Raw genomic sequence first — 15022 nt, 5'->3', positions numbered from 1 at the left:
GTGAAGGGACGGCCGCCGCCCGCAGGCGACCGCGCTACCGCCGCCGGCGCGCCGGGTCGCTGAGTGCCGGGTCCGCCCAGCCGGCGTCGGCGGCGTTGAGGGTGACGCCGGGCGGCACGATCTCGTCGATCCGGTCGAGCACGTCGGACGGCAGCCGGACGTCGGCGCCGACGAGCTGGCTGTCCAGGTGCTCCATGGTGCGCGGTCCGATGATCACCGAGGTGACGGCCGGATGGGCCAGCACGAAGCCGAGGGAGAGCTCGATGAGCGTGAGCCCGGACTCCTCGGCCAGCTTGGCCAGGGCGTCGGCGGCGGCAAGCTTGCGCTGGTTGCCCTCGACGGTCATGTCGTAGCGGTCGGGCAGCATGACCGACCGCCGGCTCTCGGGCACGTCGCCGATCCGGTAGCGCCCGGTCAGCCAGCCGCCGGCCAGCGGACTCCAGGTGAGCACGCCGAGGCCGTAGCGCTGGGCCACGGGAAGCACCTCGGCCTCGACGCCGCGAGCCAGGATGGAGTACGGCGGCTGCTCGGTGGTGAACCGCTCGTACCCCCGCCGCTCGGCGGCCCACTGCGCCTCGACGAGCATCGACGCGGGGAACGTGGAGGTGCCGATCTGCCGGACCTTGCCGGACCGCACGAGGTCGCTCATGGCGCTGAGCGTCTCCTCGATGTCGGTCTCGGGATCGGGCCGGTGCACCTGGTACACGTCGATCCAGTCGGTGCGCAGCCGCCGCAGGCTGTTCTCGACCGCCTTCATGATCCAGCGCCGTGAGTTGCCACGCTGGTTGGGGTCCTCCCCCATCGGGTTGTGGAACTTGCTGGCCAGCACCACCCGGTCCCGGGCGCCGGACTTCTCCAGCACCTGCCCGACGATCTCCTCGGAGCCGCCCCAGGAGTAGACGTCGGCGGTGTCGATGAAGTTGACGCCGGCGTCGAGCGCGCGGCCGACCATGGCCGCGGACTCGTCCAGTTCGGTGCCGCCCCAGGGGCCGAACATCATGGCCCCCAGGCAGATCGGGCTGACCTTGATGCCGGTCCGGCCCATGCAGCGGTAGTCCATCTCGCGGAAGTCCTTTCAGCGCAATGCAGTGTCGGACGGTGACCGGGTCAGACGGCGACCGGCTCGCGGGCGGCGACCGGGTCCGGCTCGTCGTCCTCGCGGATGCCGTGGCGCTGCCACCAGCGGGCCATCGGCGCGGGCGCCCACCAGGCCCACTTGCCCAGCAGCCGCATGGTCGCCGGCACGAGCAGGCCGCGCACAATGGTCGCGTCGACCACGATGGCGATGACCAGGCCGACGCCGATCATCTTCATCAGCGTCACCTGGGAGAGCACGAAGCCGCCGGTGACCACGACCAGCAGCAGCGCCGCACTGGTGATGATCTTCGCTGTGCGCTGCAGGCCGAGTGCCATCGACTCGGTGGTGTCGCCGGTGCGAGCGTACTGCTCCCGCACCCGGGAGAGCAGGAAAACCTCGTAGTCCATGGAAAGCGCGAAGGCGACGGCCACGATGAGCACCGGGAAGTTGATGTCCACCGCCCCCACCGGCACGAAGTTCAGCGGCCCGGACAGCCACCCGTCCTGGAAGATCAGCTTGATCGCACCGAACGACGCCGACAACGACAACAGGTTCATCACCAACGACTTCAACGGCAGAACCACCGACCCGAAGGCCAGGAACATCACCACGAACGACACCAACGCGACGAACAGGGCCAGCCAGGGCAGCCGGGAGACGATCATCTGCTGAATGTCCACACGGGACGCCGGCATGCCGGTGAACAGGGCCTGCGTGCCGGCCGGTGGCGACACCGACCGGATGTCGCGCACCATGGTCTCGGCCTGCGGCGACATCGGGTCCATCCGGTAGCCCAAGGTCACCCGGGCCAGGTTTCCGTTGCTGCCGGTGACCTTCGCGCTCGTCACGCCGTCGACCGCGCCGAGCCGCTGCGCGAAGTCAGCCGCCTGCGAGGTGTCCGCCGCACCCGAGAACGTCACGACGCCGGTGACGGTCTTGGACGGGTCGACGGTGAACTGGCTGCCCAGCACCTGCGTCACCGCGCGGGCGTCGGAGTTGACCGGCAGCACCCAGTCGCCGGGACGGGCCCAGTTGACGCCCAGGAACGGCGTGCCCAGCAGCACCAGCACCACCACGATGCCGACCGTGCTGACCAGCGGACGGCGCATCACCGCCTGGGCGATCTTGTACCAGCGGCCCTGGCGCTCGTCGGTCAGCGCGGCAGCGGAACGCCGGCGTGGCAACGGAATCCGCAGCGAGTTGACCCGCGTGCCGACGACCCTCAGCAACGCCGGCAACACGGTCAACGAGCTGATCACCGCGAACAGCACCGTGGCCACGCCGGCGTAGCCCATGGACTCCAGGAAGCGGGACGGGAACAGGGCCAGGCCGATGAACGAGATCGCCACCGCGAGGCCGGAGAACACCACGGTCCGACCGGCGGTCGACACCGTGCGCCGCACCGCCGCCTCGACCGTGCGCCCGGCGGCCAGTTCCTCCCGGAACCGGTTGACCATCAACAGCGCGTAGTCGATGGCCAGACCGAGGCCGAGGATCGTGACCACGTTGATGGCGAACGTGTAGAGGTCGACGAAGTACATGACACCGCGCAGCACGGCCAGCGAGCCGACGGCCGCGGTGATGCCGACGGCCAGCGGCAGCGAGGCAGCGACCAGGCTGCGGAACATCAGGATCAGCAGCAGGAACAGGATCGGCAGGGACACGCCCTCGGCCAGCCCGATGTCCCGCGAGGTCTGGGCGTTGATCTGGTCGATCATCGCGGTGTAGCCGCCGAACCTGACCTGGAAGCCGGGCGCCGCGAAGGAGCTCTTGATCTGGCGCAGCGCGGTGATCCGGGTCGGGTCGTCGGTGGTCCTGAACTGCACCTCGACGTAGGTGGAGTGCTTGTCGGCCGAGACGTAGGCCGGATCGTGCGTGGTCCAGTAGCTGTCCAGCCGGGCCACCCCGGCCCGCGGCACACTGGCCAGCGCCTTCTGGACCGGCGCGGCGAACTGTGGGTCGTCCACCGTCTGGTTCGGGTTCTGGTACAGCACGACGACATCGGTGCCGCCGGTGCCCAGCGGGCCGGCCAACAGGGCGTCGGCCTGGCTGGACTGGCTGCCCGGGTCGTCGAAGCCGGCCGACCCGGAGAAGCCGGAGAACGCGCCGGCGCCCCAGACCCCGGCGAACACCAGGAAGATCAGGGTACCGATCAGCACCCAGCGCCGCCTGGCGACGACAAACGCACCCAGCGCAGAGAACATGATCTCCCCTTTGCCCATCGCTGGTAGTTAACATATCCACTATCGGTACCTATACTATCCACATTGCCCGCGGGGGTGCGCAAGGTTCCGAAGACGTCCGTTTCGACGAGTTCACGCGGACGGCGCAGGCGTGAAGCGGGCACCGACACCTGGAGGAGCGATGTCCAAGCGGGGAGCCGGGCTGCCGACCTTCCTGATCACCGGCGTGGCCGCGTTCATGGCCTCGCTGGACAACCTGGTGGTGACCACCGCGTTACCCACGATCCAGCGGGATTTCCACAGCTCGCTGTCGAATCTGGAGTGGACGGTCAACGCCTACACCCTGACCTACGCGGTGTTCCTGCTGACCGCGGCGCTGCTGGGCGACAGATTCGGCCGGCGGGCCACCTTCGTCGCCGGCCTGACCGTGTTCACGCTGGCCAGCGCGCTGGCCGCGACCGCCGGCTCGATCGGCACGCTGGTGGCGGCCCGGGCGCTGCAGGGCGCCGGCGGCTCGGTGATCTTCCCGCTGGCGCTGACCCTGCTGGTCAACGCCGTGCCGGAGCGCCGCCGCGGCATGTCCATCGCCGGCCTGTCCGGCATGAGCGGCCTGGCCATCGCGCTCGGCCCGGTGGTCGGCGGCCTGATCGTGCAGTTCGGCGACTGGCACTGGATCTTCTGGGTCAACGTGCCGATCGGCGTGCTGCTGGTGCCGCTGGCCATGCTGTGGCTCAGGGAAAGCCATGGCCCGCACGCCAAACTCGACGTGCCGGGCACGCTGTTGGTCACCGGCGGCCTGCTCGGCGTGGTGTACGGCCTGATCGGCGCCGGCGAGAACGGCTGGGGCGACCCGCTGGTGGTCGTCTCGGCGGTGGGCGGGGTGGCGCTGCTGGTGGCGTTCGCGCTGTGGGAGAACCGGGCCCGCTTCCCGGTCGTGCCGCCGATGCTGTTCCGCACCAGGGGTTTCAGCTTCACCAACCTGGTCGGGCTGCTGCAGCAGGGCGGCATGTTCGGGGCGGTGTTCCTGCTCATGCAGTACCTGCAGAACGTGCTGCACTACTCCCCCCTGACCGCCGGGGCCCGCACGCTGCCGTGGACGATCATGCCGCTGGTGGTGGCCCCGCTGGCCGGCATGCTGGCCGAACGGCTTGGCGTGCACCGGCTGATGGTGTTCAGCGGCGCGGTGCAGGCGGTGGCGCTGGCGTGGCTGGCACTGGTCAGCGGCGCGACCATGAACTACCTGGCGGCGCTGCCGGCGCTGCTGCTGGCCGGCGTCGGCATGGGCATCTTCTTCGCGCTCAACGCCCGGCAGACACTGGACTTCACACCGTCGGCCTTCGACGGCGTGGCCGCCGGTGTGAACAGCTCGATGCGACAGGTCGGCGTGGTGCTGGGAATCGGTGTGCTGGCCGCGGTTTTCGCCAGCGTCGGCGGTTACGGCTCGACCCCGGCGTTCGTCGCCGGGCTACACGCCGCGCTGTGGGTCGGCGTGGCGATCCTCGTGACCGCGACGGTTCTCTCCGTGATGACGCCCAGGGTGGGCACTCGCAAGGCGGCACCGGTCGCCGAGCCGATCCCGGCCTAGAAACCAGAAAATGCCGCCAGGACACCGTCCTGGCGGCATTTCGCTATCGCTTCACACGAGCAGGACGCAGGCCGGGTGCGGCACCGCCACCGGCTCCCCCGCCGTCTCCAGGCCCGCCCCGTCCACCCGCAGCGTCACCAGCGTGCCGGCCAGCTGGTTCACCGCGAACAGCAGATCACCGGCCGGATCCAGGGCCAGATCCCACGGCAGCGTCGTCACCGGCACGCCCAACTGCTGATGCCCCACCAGGTCCAGGCCCCCAGGCCGGACGGAGAACACCGCGATGCTCTCGTGTCCGCGGTTGCCGACGAACACCTGCCGGCCGTCCGACGACACGACCAGCGCCGACGGGGCGTTCCACGACTGCGTGTTGGGCGGCAGCGTCGACACCGTGGACAGTACCGAGAGCGTGCCGGTCTCGGCCTCCCAGCGGCACACTGTGATGGTGTTGTCCAGCTCCCCCACCACATACGCGTGCTCGCCGTCCGGGTGGAACACCAGCGCGCGCGGGCCGACGCCGGAGCCGACCCTGTACTGTCCCTGCGCCACCAGCTTTCCGGTCGTCACGTCGAGCTGGTAGACGTGCACGTGGTCGTCACCCTTGTCCGGCACCAGCAGCCACTGGCCGGTCGGGTCGGCCACCACGGCGTGCGGATGCGGCCCGGCCTGCCCCATCGGGTTCGGACCGGATCCCTTGTGCTGCACGACATCCGTCACCGCGCCGACGGTCTCGTCGTCGCCGATCTCGAACACCGCCACCGTGCCCGAGTCGTGGTTGGCGACCAGCAGGTGCCGGCCGGCCGGGTGCACGGCCACGTGCACCGGCCCGGCGCCCTCGGTGGACCGGGTCCCCATCCGGGTCACCGAGCCGCCCGCGCCCAGCCGCAGCACGTGCACCTGGCCCTCGGCGACGTTGCTGGCGGCGTACACGGTCCGGCCGCTCGGCGAGGCCACGAGGTGGAACGCGTTGGGCACGTCGGCGACCGGCTCGGCCGTGCCGAGCAGGCCGGTGTCGTGGTCCAGCGCGACGCCGTGCACGGCGGCCGACGGGGTGTCGGTGCCCGCGTAGCCGCCGACGAGCAGCCGCGTCGGGCGGCGCAGATCAGTCATCGCTTTTTCCTCCTGTGGAGACCAGGGCAACCACCGCCCTGGATCTGGTCAGAACCTTCTGTCCCTGGCAGGTCACGGTGAGGTCGACACGGACCCGCCCGCCGGGCAGCACTTCGGCGACCACGGCCCGCACCACCAGCTCCGCGCCGTCCTCGTCGTCGGGCACCACCACCGGGCGGGCGAATCGGCCGGCGCACTCGACAACGCCGCCGTGGCCGCCGGCCCAGTCGGTGACCGCGCGCATGGCCACCGCGAGGGTGAGCATGCCGTGGGCGATCACGTCGGGCAGGCCGGCCGCGGCGGCGGCACGGTCACTCCAGTGGATGCGGTTGAAGTCGCCGGCCGCGGCGGCGTAACGGATCAGGTCGAGCCGGGTGATCCGGTGCCGCAGCTCGGGCAGCGCCTGCCCGACGGCCACGGCGCTCACGACGCGGCCCGCGGGCAGACGATCACCGACGTGCCGGTGCAGACCGCCTCGGCGTCCACAGTGGACACCTCGCTGGACAGCGTGAGCACGTCGTTGCCGCCGACGTCGTCGACGCCGGCCACCCGCACCGTCACGGTGAGCACGTCGCCGGGCACGATCGGCCGGTGGTGCTCGAACCGCTGGTCGCGGTGCAGCAGCCGGCCGGCGTCCAGGCCCAGCTCCGGGTCGAACATCACCCGGAACTCGGCGTTCATGGTGAGCAGCACGGCAAAGGTCGGCGGGGCGGTGAGATCGTCCGCGGGCGTGCCGCCGGTGGCGCGCACGAACTCGCGGATCTTCTCCCGGCCCACCTCGTACGGCTCGGTGGCCGGGAAGACCCGGCCGAGGAAATCGGTGTTGAGCGGCATCGGGTCCTCCCGGTCGGGCCGCTAGTCGATGAACGGCACGCCGCACGTGCCGTCGATCAGGGGCATGAAGCCGTGATCGGCCACCTGGGCCTTGGCCCACGGGTCCCTGCACAGCCAGCTGTCCTGGCCCACGAACAGGTTCTTGGTCCTGGCCGGCAGCGAGCCGTCGGCGTCGCGGTCCACCACGACGTACTGGTGGGTGTGCACCGGGAAGGTCGGGATGCCCGGCGCCTGGCCGATGTTCAGCTCCACCCGGTGGCTCTTTGGGTTGTACACGGTCGGCGGCACGCCGGCGATATCCCGCAGCGTCAGCGAACCGTGGTCGTCCTGGTGGTGGTACTCGGTCTGGGCCAGGTACTTGCCGATGGAGTAGAAGACGACGGCGTTCGGGTCGCCGGCCACCTGCGGGTCGGTGCCGCTGTCCTGCTGCACGCCCTCGCCCACGCATGGCCCCGGCTGGTCGATGCCCAGGCCGGTCTTGAGGAAGCCGAGAATGCCGACACCCACGTCGGGCAGCAGCGGCTTGATGACGGCGTGACTGGTCCCGCCGACCTGGTCCCAGGTGCTGACCTTGCAGGTGAGGATGGCCGCCATCTGCTGCGGCGTCATGGACTGCGGCGCGTTGCCATGCGCGTTGGCGGCCCACGTGATGCCGTCGCTGGCGAACGGCAGGAACTCCAGGGACTTCGGGTCGGTCGGCTGCTTGTCCCGCGTGCCGCGGGCGTAGTCCAGGCACGGCTGGCCGCTGGGCAGCGTCTGCCGGGCGGCCAGCGCGGCGATGCCGGCTGACGAGCCGTCCGGGCGGGCGATCGGCGCGCAGCCACGCTTCGGGGTCAGCGGGCTCGGGCCGCTGGAGGCGTAGCTGTAGAACCGGCTGCCGCCAGGGTGTTCGGCGTTGTAGACGTCGCCGAGGCCGTCGAACAGGGTCTCGGACATGTCGCCGCCGACGCCGACGATGTCGGTCGCCCGCGGCGCCGGCCGGTGCTCGGTGTGCGCGTCCGCAGGGGCGGCGGTGGCGACCGCGGCGGCCAGCGCCGCGGCGCAGGCCAGCGCCCTGGAGGTGGTGTGCACGGGAGAGATTTCCTTTCAGTGGGCCGGAATTACATTTCCCTTGGGCAGAAGATCCCCGGGCCGGGGGTGAGGATGTTGTGCGGGTCGTAGCGGCGCTTGCGGCGGACCAGCTCCGGCCACATCGGGCCGTAGTGCCGCTGCCAGTCCTGCCGGTCGAACTCCAGCGAGCCGATCGGGTACCGCACGCCGCCCAGCTCCCGGGCCCGGTCGAACAGCCGCCGGTTGCGGTCCAGCATCCGGCGGGCGAAGGCCGGGTCCGGGCCGGGCTTCGCCGACGAGGTCAGGATGTCGAACAGGTAGACCCAGTCGCTGCCGTCCGGCGCCGGCACCCGGAAGAACGGCCGGGTCAGGTCGGAGCGGCGGATCCGGAACACGAAGCCGACGCCGGTGGCGCCGAAGTCCTCCGGCGTCATGGTCGGCATCACCTCGCCGACGTAGCGCTCCACCGTGGAGTCCGGCATGATCACGTCCTGCCACGGCTTGATCAGGTTGTCCCAGTCGTCGGTGTCGCGCCAGCGCTGGATGATCGGGTCGTAGCGCTCGGCCCACTCCTGGTAGGTGCAGTTGACCACGGTGGCCTTGGACAGCGGCTGGCTGATGCCCCGCAGCAGGTGCGCGTCGTCGGGCTGCGCGCCGTCGTCGTAGAACGTCATCGCGTTGAGCTGGTAGGGAATCGTGCCGTTGGTCAGCGTGAACAGGTTGTAGACGCCGTCCAGCTCGCCGCGGTCCACCAGCAGCCGCAGGTCGGCGAAGAACTGCGTGTTGTCGCGGTAGAAGAACTGGTAGATCCGGGCGTGCTGGTGGGCCCGCACGGTGCGCACCGTGGCCCGCACGATCAGGCCGCACTGACCGAGGCCGGCCAGCGCCGCCTCGAACAGGTCCCGGTGCTGCGTGGCCGAGCACTCGACGAGCTCGCCGGTTCCGGTCACCACCTGGAGCTTCGACACGGTGTCGACCTGCACGCCGGTGTCGTTGCGGGCGCCGAAGCCGCCCATCGACAGCGTGCCACCGACCGACAGGCCGACGTAGGTGGTGGTCAGCGGCACGGTCAGGCCCTGCGGCAGGCCGGCCCGCACGATCTCCCGCCACAGCACGCCGCAGTCCACGTCCGCGCCCTGCGGGCCGACCGAGTGGATGGTGGCCAGCGAACGGCTCTCGATCAGCAGACCCGAGGTCAGGCCCTGGCCCTGGGTGCTGTGGCCCTGGCCGCGCATGGCCACCTTGATGCCGTGCTGGCCGCAGAACCGGACCATCTTCTGGATGTCCGCCACCGAGCCCGGCTTGAGCACGGCCAGCGGCAGCTGCTTGGCGACCCGGCCCAGGTCGACCGAGTCGGCCATCCTGGTGTCCACGTCGAAGTGCAGCGAGCCGTCCAGCCGGGGCAGCCGGTCGAACGGGGTCGCCGCGTCGGCTTCGGCCGTGCTGACCCACATTCCGGTCGCCGAGGAGAATCCCACGATCGCCACGCCCGAGCCGAGTCTGGCGAGAAAAGTTCGTCGAGTGACCATGTTTCGAACCGTAATCCCCGAATTCCGTTGCCACACCGGACCATTAGTGACATTGCGCGGCCCCCCCTTGGGGGCATCCCCCGTGACCACGGAAAAGCACGGAGAATCCGGCGGGACGCCCACGACCCGCCGGATTTCCTCGCCGGCCACGCTAAGCCAGTGACACGAGCACTCTCGGCATGGTGAGCACCCGGGCCTCGCCCAGCCGCACCGAGACCGACACGCGGACCAAGGGCGCGTCCAACACCTCCACCACGGCCGCCGACGCGACGATTTCGGCCCCCTCGCCGGTGTTCGGCATCGGCACCTGTCTCGGGAACCGGCCGCCGAAGTCCACGACCGCCGCCGGATCGCCGGCCCAGTCCGTGACCAGGGTCAGCGCCAACCCCATGGTGAACATGCCCTGCACGATCGGCGTCGCCAGGCCGGCCGCGCGGGCCATCGTGTCGTCGTAGTGGATCGGGTTGTAGTCGCAGGAGGAACCGGCGTAGCGCACCAGGTCCCGACGGTGCAGCGTGAACGAACGGTCGGCCAGGATCGGTCCGACCTCGACGCCGGCGTGCCGACGGCGGCCGGTGACGGTGGCGGTCATGCGCGCTCCTCGGGGAAGGACACGAAGGTGGAGGTGGCGACGGAGACCAGTTCGCCGTCGGCGTCGGTGATCCGGTCCTCGAAGTGCAGCACCTCGTTGTCCCCCAGGTACTCCACGTCCGTGACCTGGATCGCCACGGTCAGCCGGTCGCCGGCGTGGGCCGGGCGGCGGTGGGCGAAGCGCTGCTCCCGGTGCACCAGCCGGCGCGGGTCCCCGATGCCGAAAGAGGGGTCGTAGACCAGCTTGCGCTCGGCCTCCAACGAGATGATCATCAGGAAGCTGGGCGGGGCGATCACGTCCGGGTGGCCGAGCGCCCGCGCCGCGTCGGGGTCGTGGTAGGCCGGGTTGTCGTCCCGCAGCGCCGCCGCGAACTCCCGGATCTTCTCCCGGCTCACCTCGTACGGTAAGGCGGCGAACACCTCGCCGACCATGCTCGGGTTGATGGCCATCCCGGTTCCCCTCTCTGTGTCCCCCGATTCTCGCGTCGGCGGGACCGGCCGCGCTGTGCCACTTCGAACCCGGTCCGTACCTCCTTGGACACATGCGACACGTCCCTTGGGGACAAGCCCGTTGTCCACTGTTCTGTCGCATTGCTACAAAAGCTGCGTTGATCCGGGAGCAAGTCTCGTGGGGGGACGTCGCCCGGACGACACCAACCGGAGTGGGGGCTCTACCATGTTCGGCTTCACCGTTCTCGGACCACTGGCCATGCGCGGCGGGCAGGACCCGCACGCGCCGCGGGGCCCCAAGGTCCGTAAACTCCTTGCCCTGCTGCTGTTACGTCCCGGCAACGCGGTGGACATGTCCACAGTGGCCGAGGAGCTGTGGGACGGCAACCCGCCGCGCACCGAGCTCGCGACCATCCGCACGCACGTCTACCACCTGCGCACCCTGTTGGAGCAGCAGGGATCCGGCACCGAACGGGTCGAGTTGCTGACCACCCTGCCCGGCGGCGGATACGCGCTGCGGATCGATCCGTCCCAATTGGACGCCACCGTGTTCACCCAGCTGCTCGACCGCGGCCGCGGCCTGCTGTCCGAGGGCCGGGCCGAACGGGCCGCGCAGACCCTGCGCTCCGCGCTCGCCCTGTGGCAGGGGCCCGCACTGGCCAACGTCGTCCCCGGTCGCGTGCTCTCCCGGTACGTCGCCCACCTGGACGAACTGCGTATCCGTGCCCTGGAACTTCGCGTCGAGGCCGACATGCGCCTGGGCCGGCACCGCGAACTGGTCGCCGAGCTGCGTGGTTTGGTGTCGGTGGACCCGCTGAACGAGTGGCTGCACGCCCAGCTCATCGACGCCCTCCGCCGCTGCGGCCGCCGCGGCGAAGCCCTCGACGCCTACCGCAACCTGCACACCGTGCTCGACCGCGAGCTCGGCATCGAGCCCTCCGTCGAACTCAAGCGCCTCCAGTACGAAATCCTCGCCGCCGGCAGCCTGAGCCGGATCCCCCGGCCCGCCTTCGCCGAGACCCTCGGCGCCCAGGCCGGCTGACCCCGATGCCGCACAACCAGAAGGAGGCCCAGTGAGAGTCGACTTCCACGGCGTGACCACACCGCCCGACGTGTTCGCCGGATGGGCTCGGGAAGTCGAGGAGGCCGGCTACGACTCCCTGTGGATGTCCGAGACCCGCCACGACCCGTTCATCGGCCTCACCGCGGCCGCCCTGCAGACCGAGCGGGTGGCCATCCGCACCGGGCTGGCGGTGGTGTTCGCCCGCAATCCGATGACCACCGCGATGCTGTCCAACGACCTGCAGTTGGTCTCCGGTGGCCGGTTCAGCCTGGGTATCGGGTCCCAGTTGAAGACCCACATCACCCGCAGGTTCAGCATGCCGTGGGACAAGCCCGCGGCGCGGATGCGGGAATATGTTCGGGCCCTGCACGCCATCTGGGACTGCTTCGAGACCGGTGGCCGGTTGCGGTTTCGCGGGGAGTTCTACCGGCACACGGTCATGAGCCCCTTCTTCAACCCCGGTCCCAATCCCTACGGTCGGCCTCGGATCTTGGTGGCCGGTGTCGGGCCGTTGATGACCGAGTTGGCCGGTGAGCTGGGTGACGGCTTCCTCGCACACATCATCAGCACTCGGCGGCTGTTGGAGGAGCAGACGCTGCCGGCGTTGCGGACCGCTCGGGAGAAGGCTGGGCGGTCGATGGAGGGGTATGAGCTTCATGCCACTCCGATCGTGGCCACCGGGAGCACCGAGGAAGAGCTGCGAGCCGAAGTGGAGCGGGCCAAGGTGGAGATCGCCTACTACGCTTCGATTCCCAGCTATGCGCCGGTGTTGGAGCTGCACGGGTTGGAGGATCTGCGGGACGAACTGCACCGGTTGGCCCACCTGGGGCGCGGCGACGAAGTCGTCGACGTCATCGACGACGAGGTCGTGGAGACGTTCGCGATTGTGGGCGAGCCGGCGGTGGCGGCAAAGAAGATCCACGAGCGGTTCGACGGGATCGCCACCAGCTTGGCGTTCTTCCGGCAGCAAGGCGGGACTCCCGAGGCTTGGCGGCCGCTGTATGAGGAACTGCGGAAACTCCAGGCTTCGGCGGGGTGATCTGCTGCTGGTCGGGTGGTGTGACAGCCCCCGTGCTCGCGAAATGCGGGCGCGGGGGCTGTTTTGTCGGGTGGGTGGTCGAGGAGGAGGGGTGCGCTTCGTGTCAGGTCCGCTTCCCTTGTGTCGTGGTGGGTTGCGGGCCTGCGTGGACGGTTGGCAAGTTCGCGTGCGTCAGGTGGGTGGTGGGGTGAGGTGGGTTGCCGGCGGTGGCGTGGAGGGTGCGTTCAGGGAGGGCTTGGGACGTGGGTGGGGCGTGGGTTTCGTGGGTTGGTTGCGGTTGTGCGGGGCGTGCGTTCCTGGTTGTGCCGTGAAGGATCTGGTCGTTTGTGCGGTTGTTGCGGAAATCGCTTTCCAGCGTGTCACCCACATGGGTATTCGTTGACGTGTAAGGTAAATCGATCTCCAAGGGGAGGTAGAATGGGGGTATGACAGCAACGTTGGATCGGTCTGCCGACGCCGGGTGGCGGCGGCTGGACGAGACAGCGCTGTGGGCTACCGGGAAAGAAGCTGAAGCCTGTCGTCGGGCTGATTATGTGCGGCAGGTGGAAGTGGTGGCCGAGTTGTGGTCACGGACTGCCCGCGCCAAGGATGATCAGGCGACGATGGTGGCGGATCTGGTGGCGCGGTGGGGGATCACCCGGGCGGAGGCTCGGGATCTGCTCCGGCACGCGGAGTTGTTCGGACGTGAGGCGATCCGTGAGGCGGCGCGGGAGGGGTTGCTGAGCAAGCAGCATCTGGTCGTGATCGACAAGACACTGACGGAAGCGCCTGAAGAGCAGCGGGACGAGGTTGAGGCTGCGCTGCTGGAGAATGCCCACGAGTTTGACGGGGCGACGTTGCGGGTGATCGGCCGGCATATCCTGCAGTTGCTGGATCAGGATGGGAAAGCGCCGGATGATCGGGAGTTGGCGGAGCCGAGGCGGGAGTTGCATCTGGCCAGCCGTAAGGACGGGTCGGTGGTGTTCCGTGGGAAGATCGATCAGGAGTCGGGGGCGAAGCTGACGGCATTGCTCAGCCCGTTGGCGAAGCCGACCTCCGCCGGCGACACGCGCACTACGGCGGAGCGTCAACGGGATGCGTTCGCGGAGATCATCGAGATGGCCGCGAACAGTGCGGACCTGCCGGCGGAAGGCGGGGAGCGGCCGCATCTGGCGCTGACCATGTCGCTGAAGGACTTTCAGGAGCAGCGGGGCACGGCTGATGTGGAGGGTGTGGGGCCGATGGATGCGGCCTCGGCGCGGAGGATTGGCTGTGACAGCAAGGTGATGCGGGTGGTGTTGGGGGCGAAGTCCGAGGTGCTGGACATCGGGCGGGCCAGCCGGACGATTCCCACCAGCATCCGGAAGGCGTTGATCATCCGGGACAAGGGGTGCGCGTTCCCGGGATGTGGACGCAGACCCAGACAATGTCACGCCCATCATGTGATCCACTGGGCAAACGGCGGGCCGACGAGTCTGGACAATCTGGTGTTGCTGTGCGGAAGTCACCATAGGCTGGCGCATCACAGCCACTGGACGGTGAAGATCATCCAGGGGAGGCCGGAGTTCCAGGGATGAGACGCCGGCCGCCACCGGAGAGGGGATCAGGCGTCGGGGAAGACGATGTCGGCCTGGACGCCGTCGGGCAGGAGGAAATAGCCGAGGAAGGTCACGCCGTCGGGGCCAGCGTCGAAGCGGGCGATGCGGACGCCCTCGGGCTCGTAGAAGACGTCGCCGGGACGCAGGACCGACTCGGGGTGGCCCTCGATCTGGTAGACGGCGGAGCCGGACTCGATGCTGCCGAAGACAGGGCCGTTGTGGACGTGCAGGCCGGCGGCGAAGGAGGGGGCGATGGTGATGCGGCGGATCTCGACACGGTGGGTGGCCAGCGGGACGGGAAGCTGCTGGTCCATGACGACGACCCGGCTCAAGGGCGGCTCGGGGTGGGAAGAGCTCATGGTGGCGACCCTGCCATAAGGGAGGGCGAGATGTCCCTCCCTTATGGCAGAAGCGGTCAGCCCTCGGCGACGCCGGCGTCGGCGGGAGTGGCGTGCTCCGGAGTGAACAAGCCGATCTGGCGCAGCAGAGCGAGCTCGTCACGGGCGCCCCAGTGCTCGGCGGCCTGGCCGTCCTGCACACGATAGAAATGCAGATGCTGGACCTTGACCTCCTTGCCGGTAGGAGCGATGCCCAGGAAATCGCCGGTGTGCACGCCGCTGAACGTGACGCGGACGGCGAACTTGTCGCCGGCGGCCACGAAATCATCGGCCTGCCAGCGGGCGTCGGAGAAAGCGGAGCGCATGTAGCGGGCAGTGGACAAGTAGCCGGCGGGGCCGGTGGCGACGCCGGGAGACGCCTCGTGGTCGATGAAGTCCGCGGCGATATAACGATGCGCGGCCTCCTCGTCCAGCTCGCCGAACACGCGGGCGACACCCAGCGCCACCTCGAACAAGCCGGGCGCGACAGCGGGCTGCTCGGTGCCGATCTGCTCGGAGACCGGGGCCAGCATCTGGTCAACCTCGGACATGTGGA

The 15022-nt window shown here is 69.6% G+C and carries 15 protein-coding genes; 4 read left to right on the top strand and 11 right to left on the bottom strand.

Translation table 11 applies throughout. The features are described from left to right. Positions 1-34: 34 nt before the first annotated feature. Positions 35-1060 (bottom strand): aldo/keto reductase, encoded by a 1026-nt coding sequence (locus tag JJ691_RS04100; protein ID WP_211767466.1) that lies wholly within the window; start codon positions 1058-1060, stop codon positions 35-37. Between the two features lie 47 nt (positions 1061-1107). Then, positions 1108-3282 (bottom strand): MMPL family transporter, encoded by a 2175-nt coding sequence (locus JJ691_RS04095; RefSeq protein ID WP_211767465.1) that lies wholly within the window; start codon positions 3280-3282, stop codon positions 1108-1110. 160 nt (positions 3283-3442) lie between these two features. On the opposite strand from JJ691_RS04095, the gene JJ691_RS04090 reads away from it, so the two are divergent. Further along, positions 3443-4846, top strand: coding sequence for an MFS transporter (locus JJ691_RS04090; RefSeq protein WP_211767464.1), 1404 nt, complete (start codon positions 3443-3445; stop codon positions 4844-4846). A 51-nt stretch (positions 4847-4897) separates the two neighbouring features. On the opposite strand, the gene JJ691_RS04085 is transcribed toward JJ691_RS04090, so the two are convergent. The 7 genes from JJ691_RS04085 to JJ691_RS04055 form a co-directional block, all read right to left on the bottom strand. Beyond that, a complete protein-coding gene (locus tag JJ691_RS04085) occupies positions 4898-5956 on the bottom strand; it encodes a lactonase family protein (protein ID WP_211767463.1) in 1059 nt (352 codons plus the stop codon). Continuing rightward, positions 5949-6383: a MaoC/PaaZ C-terminal domain-containing protein gene (locus JJ691_RS04080; RefSeq protein ID WP_249227664.1), complete on the bottom strand. Its 435-nt coding sequence runs from the start codon at positions 6381-6383 to the stop codon at positions 5949-5951. Before JJ691_RS04080 ends, JJ691_RS04085 begins: the two co-directional genes overlap by 8 nt. Beyond that, entirely contained in the window at positions 6380-6790 is a 411-nt protein-coding gene (locus JJ691_RS04075) for an FAS1-like dehydratase domain-containing protein (protein WP_211767462.1), read from the bottom strand. Before JJ691_RS04075 ends, JJ691_RS04080 begins: the two co-directional genes overlap by 4 nt. Positions 6791-6811: 21 nt before the next feature. Next, the gene (locus JJ691_RS04070; RefSeq protein ID WP_211767461.1) at positions 6812-7861 is read right to left on the bottom strand and encodes a substrate-binding domain-containing protein; all 1050 of its coding nucleotides are present in this window, start codon (positions 7859-7861) and stop codon (positions 6812-6814) included. Between the two features lie 29 nt (positions 7862-7890). Further along, positions 7891-9369, bottom strand: a complete 1479-nt coding sequence (locus JJ691_RS04065) for an FAD-binding protein (protein ID WP_211767460.1) — start codon at positions 9367-9369, stop codon at positions 7891-7893. 151 nt (positions 9370-9520) lie between these two features. Continuing rightward, entirely contained in the window at positions 9521-9961 is a 441-nt protein-coding gene (locus JJ691_RS04060) for a MaoC/PaaZ C-terminal domain-containing protein (protein ID WP_211767459.1), read from the bottom strand. Beyond that, positions 9958-10410 (bottom strand): FAS1-like dehydratase domain-containing protein, encoded by a 453-nt coding sequence (locus tag JJ691_RS04055; protein ID WP_211767458.1) that lies wholly within the window; start codon positions 10408-10410, stop codon positions 9958-9960. The genes JJ691_RS04060 and JJ691_RS04055 overlap by 4 nt, the downstream gene beginning before the upstream one ends. On the opposite strand from JJ691_RS04055, the gene JJ691_RS04050 reads away from it, so the two are divergent. From JJ691_RS04050 to JJ691_RS04040, 3 genes are all read left to right on the top strand, one after another. Beyond that, positions 10391-11452, top strand: coding sequence for an AfsR/SARP family transcriptional regulator (locus tag JJ691_RS04050; protein ID WP_306291351.1), 1062 nt, complete (start codon positions 10391-10393; stop codon positions 11450-11452). The two genes, JJ691_RS04055 and JJ691_RS04050, sit on opposite strands and share 20 nt — an antisense overlap. A gap of 31 nt (positions 11453-11483) precedes the next feature. After that, a complete protein-coding gene (locus JJ691_RS04045; RefSeq protein WP_211767456.1) occupies positions 11484-12512 on the top strand; it encodes a TIGR03617 family F420-dependent LLM class oxidoreductase in 1029 nt (342 codons plus the stop codon). Between the two features lie 425 nt (positions 12513-12937). Further along, positions 12938-14068, top strand: a complete 1131-nt coding sequence (locus JJ691_RS04040; RefSeq protein WP_211767455.1) for an HNH endonuclease signature motif containing protein — start codon at positions 12938-12940, stop codon at positions 14066-14068. 26 nt (positions 14069-14094) lie between these two features. On the opposite strand, the gene JJ691_RS04035 is transcribed toward JJ691_RS04040, so the two are convergent. Together JJ691_RS04035 and JJ691_RS04030 are read right to left on the bottom strand one after the other, a co-directional pair. After that, entirely contained in the window at positions 14095-14448 is a 354-nt protein-coding gene (locus JJ691_RS04035) for a cupin domain-containing protein (protein WP_211767454.1), read from the bottom strand. A gap of 56 nt (positions 14449-14504) precedes the next feature. Beyond that, the gene (locus JJ691_RS04030; RefSeq protein ID WP_211767453.1) at positions 14505-15017 is read right to left on the bottom strand and encodes an ester cyclase; all 513 of its coding nucleotides are present in this window, start codon (positions 15015-15017) and stop codon (positions 14505-14507) included. Positions 15018-15022 lie beyond the last annotated feature (5 nt).

The sequence above is a fragment of the Kutzneria sp. CA-103260 genome (assembly GCF_018263855.1).
GTDB lineage: Bacteria > Actinomycetota > Actinomycetes > Mycobacteriales > Pseudonocardiaceae > Kutzneria.
This window is presented reverse-complemented; position numbering and strand designations above follow the sequence as displayed.